Here is a 2,270-nt window from a genome sequence, read left to right on the forward strand (position 1 = left end):
CTGTATCCGTGATCGTCGCCGTGATGCTGTAACCACCTTCATCCAACGCATTCGTTGGCGTGAACGTCCACGTGCCGTTCGCCGCATCGGTGCTCAACGTACCCGCAACGGCATTACCCGCCGCGTTGGTCACTGTCACCGTCACATCGCCATCGACCGCGTCGTATTTGCCGCTGATCACTGGCGTCGTGTCTTTACTGATGAAGTCGCTGTCGGATGAGCCTGTGTCGTCCGTCATCGCATCGATGGACACGGTCACACCGTCGCCATCGCTGTCGATGGTCGTATCGATCTTCGCACTGTCTGTACCAGCTGAAGACGTATTACCATGTTGATCACTTAAGGTCGCACTTACACTGATCGTGTTACCTTCTCCTGGACTTGCGAAGGCTGTCGTTACAAACCCCGCCGTTATTTGTGCAGCGGTTAAAACAATGCTTTGGGGTGTAGTGCCATCAGTTATTGTAATGGTATCACCTACCAAGGCTCCCGCTGGTACRCTCACCTTCACATCAACATCACCAGATAATTCWGYTTTATTGATTARACCATCATTATTGATATCTTCAGTAATCGTCACTGTTGGAGCTAAAAGGTCATTATCTATAATGGTTGCAGCACCAGACACACCGCCTACATTCAAAGTAAAGGTTTCACTACCTTCATTGATGCCGTCATCTGTCGTTGATACTGTCGCTKCAAACTCAGTAACGCCTGCTGGCACAGTAATCTTTCCTGTGCTGGAATTGTAAGTAACTCCATTACTAAACGTCACATGTGATAGATCTGTATCGTAGTCATTGCTGCCCGCCGTGCCGTTCGTCAAGCTGAATTCGTACGTTTGCGCCRTGCTGCTCGCGTTGCTTAGRCTCACGGTGAACACCGCGTCTTCACCTTCAATCACAGCGTTTCCATCGGCATTTACCGCCGAGCTCACACCGCTAACCGTCGGTACACCATCACCATCAATAATCGTAGTCGTTGCGCTATCTGCAGCAACAACTCCGGTCACACCTTCTACACTGATAGTAAATTTCTCGTTACCTTCATAAACAGAATCATTAATAGTAGGAACATTTAAAGTAACTTTCGTGACGCCAGCAGGAACCGTAAGAGAACCATCAGAACCAATCGCCAATGATTGAGTTTGACCGTTTTCATCCACATAACTCGCGGTCATGGTGCCAATATCATCGGCACTTGCAGTATTAAAGGATGTCGATAATTTAACGGTAACATCCGTTGGAGAAGCTTGGTTGAGTGACAGAGTGAAAATTGCATCTTCACCCTCAAAAGTGAATCCATTATCATCAAGCTTAGCAATAACAGTGCTTTTATCTTGATATACACCATCGGTGGACTCTGAAGTCGCAGTGAACGCATTCCCTGCTGCATCAGTTCCGGAAACACTCGCTTGTATAATACGATTATTTGTTAAATCACTACCTTCAACATTGATACTATAGACCAAACCACCATTTTCATTAGTAGTAACCAAACCCGTATATTTTGAACTGTCGCCATTAATCGTTAAGGTAACTGTATCGCCCTCAGCAGCATCACCATCTACTCTCCCTGTAATCGTTACAATACCACTCGCCTCAATAGCATTAAGTACATCATCACCAGCTATTGTATCAATGCTAATAGAGGCACTTGCTTGCGTATCTAAAGTGACATCTAGTGGAGTAGAAGTCKCTGTATTRCCAGCATTATCAGTCACTTTAACGGTAAGAGTGTTAGCACCTTCRGYTAATTGCCCATTAGTCGCTGTAAARCTCCAACTACCATCTGCTGCTTGTACTGCGTTACCTAATTTTGTTGTGCCGCTGAATACTTCAACAAGGGCCACATCACTATCAATGTTAGAAAGAGTGAATGTGGCGGTGGTGTCATTTGTTAGATTGTCGACTGAAGAATCACCAGTATCACTTGAAGAAGTTAAATCGATTACTGGTACATTTATAAAAGTATCAACCTTCGCACTGTCTGTACCTGCTGAAGACGTATTACCATATTGATCACTTAAGGTCGCACTTACACTGATCGTGTTACCTTCTCCTGGACTTGCGAAGGCTGTCGTTACAAACCCCGCCGTTATTTGTGCAGCGGTTAAAACAATGCTTTGGGGTGTAGTGCCATCAGTTATTGTAATGGTATCACCTACCAAGGCTCCCGCTGGTACRCTCACCTTCACATCAACATCACCAGATAATTCAGCTTTATTGATTAAACCATCATTATTGATATCTTCAGTAATCGTCACTGTT

At 45.2% G+C, this 2,270-nt stretch carries 1 protein-coding gene; it reads right to left on the minus strand.

The features are described 5' to 3' along the window. A partial coding sequence (locus tag B6N13_RS23130) for an Ig-like domain-containing protein (protein ID WP_169460740.1) occupies positions 1-2,270 on the minus strand: 2,270 nt, incomplete at both ends.

Source organism: Marinomonas sp. UCMA 3892 (assembly GCF_012726345.1).
Taxonomy (GTDB): Bacteria; Pseudomonadota; Gammaproteobacteria; order Pseudomonadales; family Marinomonadaceae; genus Marinomonas.